This is a genomic window from Arthrobacter sp. Y3221157, assembly GCF_059089865.1.
Genome location: NZ_JBNHFD010000154.1, coordinates 1 through 3,971, shown reverse-complemented (window position 1 = coordinate 3,971; position 3,971 = coordinate 1). Strand labels below are relative to the sequence as shown.

Here is a 3,971-nt window from a genome sequence, read left to right as displayed (position 1 = left end):
ACGCGCTCGCGGGGCCCCCGCCGAGGCGCTCCCGGAGGGGCCCGGCGGCGAGCAGGTCGGAGCCCGCGCCGCCGTGCCGCGCCTGCTCGTCCTCGCGCGCACCCTCGGACTCGGCCACGTCGCCTGCGTCCGCCACGGAACGGTCCGAGTGGAAGGCCAGGGGGCCCAGGGCTTTGCGGATTGCGGCAGGTGCGGCTGCGGCGCCGGTCCTGCCCTTGTTGCGGCGCACCCCTTCATCGCTCGCAAAGCCCAGCAGCACCGCGGGCCTGGCGGAGGTTCCGGAATCGCCGGTACCGGTGAAGGGCACCACCGCCTGCCACCAGCGGCGGTGTTCGGGGGCATCGCCGTCGAACCTTCCCGTCCAGGGCTGGGGCGGGACATCGACGGAAGGTTTCACGGAAGCCATGCCTCCAGCTCACCGCATGCGGGAGGCGAAAACCAGCAGCGCCGCCGCGGTGGTGTCTGGAATGCAAGAAAGCGACTCCCGGCGCTGCCGGGCCTAAGTGCAGGGGCTATGGTGGAGCAAGCCCTCCCGGGACCGCACTACGTTGCCTGCGCCGGACCGGCGCAACGAACAGGCCGGAGAACAGCACGTGTTTGAAGCCCCCAGTATCCTGTTTGCCGCGGCAGGCCTGGCGGTGTTTACCGCCGCTGTGTTGCCCAAACTGCTGCGCAACATGCCGTTTTCGATGCCCATGGTTTTCCTTGGCGCGGGGATGGCGGCCTTTGCCTTGATTCCTACTCTGCCTGACCCGGACCCCCTGGCCCACGGCGACTTTGCCTTGCACCTTTCCGAGCTCTGTGTGATCATCTCGCTGATGGGTGCCGGACTGGCGCTGGACCGGCCATTGGGCCGCAGAAGCTGGTCCACCACCTGGCGGCTGCTGGGAGTCGCCATGCCGCTGTGCATCGTGCTCCTCACAGCGCTCGGGATGGGGTTCCTGGGGCTGGGCCTGGGCGCCGCCCTGCTGGTGGCCTCGAGCCTCGCCCCCACGGACCCTGTCCTCGCCTCGGAGGTCCAGGTGGGTGAACCGGCGGATAACGACGACGATGCCAACCAGGAGGACGAGGTGCGGTTTGGCCTCACCTCCGAAGCCGGCCTTAACGACGGCCTGGCGTTTCCCTTCGTGTACCTGGCCATTGCCGTCAGCATCGCCGGTTCAGATCCGGCGGTATGGTTTCCGCAGTGGTTTGGCCTGGACGTGCTGTGGCGACTGGCCATCGGCCTGCTCCTGGGCTTCCTCACCGGCAAGCTGTTGGCCCGGGTCTTCTTTTCGGCCCGGAAGGAAAGCCTGCGGCTCTCCAACCACTCAGAGGGGTTCGTCGCCCTGGCCGCGACCTTCCTGGCGTACGGGCTGGCCGAGATGGTGGAGGGCTATGGGTTCATCGCCGTGTTCGTCTGCGCCGTCACCATCAGGGCCGCGGAGCACACGCACGGCTACCACCGCGTGCTGCACTCCTACGTGGAGCAGTTGGAACGGCTCCTGACGGTGGTCATCCTGGTCCTGCTCGGTGGTGCCATCGCGCGGGGCCTCCTGGCCGGGATGGGGATGGCGGAGGTGCTGGTGGCGCTGGTGTTCCTGCTGCTGGTCCGCCCGCTGGCCGGCTGGCTGGGACTGATGGGCGGGAAGACCGGCCCGCGGGAACGGATAGCCCTGTCGTTCTTCGGCATCCGCGGCATCGGCTCCCTGTACTACCTCTCCTACGCACTGGGCAAGGGCGAGTTCTCAGACCAGGGGGAGTGGCTCTGGGGCTTCGTCGGGCTGGTGGTGGCCATGTCCATCGTCATCCACGGCGCCACCACCTCGCCGCTGATGAACCGGCTGGACCGGCTGCGGGAAAAGAAAGCCCGCGCAGTGTTGGGGGACGAAGGCCTGGCCCCCAACACGCCCGTGTAGGGCTACATTCCCAGGGCTGCCTCGATGGGACCTACGGCGAAGAACAAAAGGAATGCTCCGGCCACGGCCCACATCAGCGGGTGGATGTTTTTCACCCGGCCCTGGACAGTGCGGATCAGCACGTAGGCGATGAAGCCGGCGCCCAGGCCGTTGGCGATGGAGTAGGTGAAGGGCATCAGGGTGAAGGTCAGGAAGGCGGGGATGGCGATGCCCCAGTCCTGCCAGTCGATCTTGCCCACCTGGGACACCATCATGAAGCCCACCACCACCAGTGCGGGTGCCACGGCCTCGAACGGGACCAGGTTGATCAGCGGGGTAAAGAACATGGCCACCAGGAACAGCAGGCCCGTGACAATCGATGCGATGCCTGTCCGGGCGCCCTCGCCGATGCCGGCGCCGGCCTCGACGTAGATCTGGTTGGAGGACACGGACGCGCCGCCGCCAACAATGGCACCCAGCGCATCCACCTGGAGGACGCGGTCCACGTCCGGAATGTTGCCGTGCTCGTCCACGGTGCCTGCTTCATTGGCCAGGCCCACCATGGTGCCCATGGCATCGAAGAAGATGCTGAGCAGGATGACGAAGGCCAGCAGCGTAGCCGCCACGAAGCCCAGGCGTTCGAACGCGCCGAAGGGGTTTGCCTTGCCGATCAGGGAAAGGTCCGGTGCGGCCCACCCCGAGAACGTGGGGGCCACCAGGGACCACCCCTCGGGGTTGTATTCCTTGCCCGGAACCACGCTGGGGCCGATGCGCAGCGTCTGTTCCAGGATGACGGAGATGACCGTCGAGGAGATGATGCCGATCAGGATGGCGCCTTTGACCTTGCGCACCACCAGCGCGATGGTCAGGACCAAACCGAAGACGAACACCGCCGTCGGCCAGCCCAGGAGCTTGCCGTCAAAGCCCAGGCCCACCGGGACGGTTGTTCCGGCCACGTCCGGGATACGCCGGACAAAGCCCGCGTTCACGAGCCCGATCAGGGCGATGAACAGGCCGATCCCCACCACGATGGCGGTCTTGAGCCCGTCCGGCACGGCCTTGAAGACGGCGGTCCGGAATCCCGTGAGGACCAGGATCAGCATGGTCACGCCGGACAGGACCACCAGTCCCATCATGTCCGGCCACGTCAGCCCTGGGTTGGTGGCCACGGTGACGGCAACGAAGGCGTTGACGCCCAGGCCGGTGGCAAGGGCGAAGGGATGCTTGGCCCAGGCACCCATCAGGATGGTCAGGATGCCCGCAATGAACGCCGTCACCGCTGCAACCGCCGGGAACCCAAGCGTGGTGCCAGTGGAATCGGGGCCCGAGAGGATCAGCGGGTTCAGCACCACGATGTAGCTCATGGCGAAGAAGGTGGCGAAGCCGCCGCGGATTTCGCGGGAGAGGTTGGAACCGCGCTCGGTGATCTTGAAATACCGGTCCAGGGCAGAGCCTTGCTTAAGCATTAGTCCTCCGGGGGAGTATGTGGGGATAACTGCATCCTATGGCGGCGGCGGCGGAGGGCCCGGCAAATTCCCCTAGTCTGTAAGGAAGCCAACACAAGGAGCAGTCCCGCATGCGCCCCATCCGCCGTCCGCTGAGCTTCCTGCTCGGTTTCCTCGTCTTTGCCGCCGCAGTGCTGGGCCTGGCCGGTCCGGCCGCGGCCCACGACGCCGCAGAGTCCAGCAGCCCGGCGCAGGGCGCATCGGTTCCCGCCCCGCCGGAACAGGTGTCGGTGACCTTCAGCAACAACCCGCTGGGTATTGGCGCGTCCTTCTCCGTGAAAGACGCCTCTGGCACGGAATGGGCGGACGGGCAGGTCCAGATCGTTGACAACGTGGTATCCCAGAAGCTCCGGCCTGGCGGGCCCGCGGGCGCGTACACCGTTTCGTGGCGGGTGGTCAGTTCGGATTCACATCCCATCGAGGGTACCTTCGGCTTCACCGCGGCCGGTGCTGCAGCGGGGACGGCTGAGGCCACGGGCCCGACGGCGGCTGATATAGTTGGCTGCGATCGGATTGTCGCTGGGTTCGAGGAGCAGGCCCACCGAACTAGCGTCCGCGCCGGGGTCCTTGATGATGAACAGGTTGTACT

At 67.0% G+C, this 3,971-nt stretch carries 4 protein-coding genes; 2 read left to right on the top strand and 2 right to left on the bottom strand.

Translation table 11 applies throughout. The annotated features are described in order from the left end of the window. Positions 1-406, bottom strand: a 406-nt coding sequence (locus AC5RTT_RS19975; RefSeq protein WP_494146622.1) for an arginase family protein, incomplete at its 3' end; no start/stop codon positions are given. Between the two features lie 187 nt (positions 407-593). Here AC5RTT_RS19975 and AC5RTT_RS19970 point away from each other — a divergent pair. Further along, positions 594-1,898: a cation:proton antiporter gene (locus tag AC5RTT_RS19970; protein WP_494146621.1), complete on the top strand. Its 1,305-nt coding sequence runs from the start codon at positions 594-596 to the stop codon at positions 1,896-1,898. 2 nt (positions 1,899-1,900) lie between these two features. Here the strand turns inward: AC5RTT_RS19970 and AC5RTT_RS19965 are convergent, their stop codons facing one another. Continuing rightward, positions 1,901-3,343 carry an NCS2 family permease gene (locus AC5RTT_RS19965; RefSeq protein ID WP_494146620.1) on the bottom strand — a complete coding sequence of 481 codons (1,443 nt, stop codon included), beginning with the start codon at positions 3,341-3,343 and terminating at the stop codon, positions 1,901-1,903. 110 nt (positions 3,344-3,453) lie between these two features. On the opposite strand from AC5RTT_RS19965, the gene AC5RTT_RS19960 reads away from it, so the two are divergent. Beyond that, on the top strand, positions 3,454-3,971 hold a 518-nt coding region (locus AC5RTT_RS19960; RefSeq protein ID WP_494146619.1), incomplete at its 3' end, for a copper resistance CopC family protein.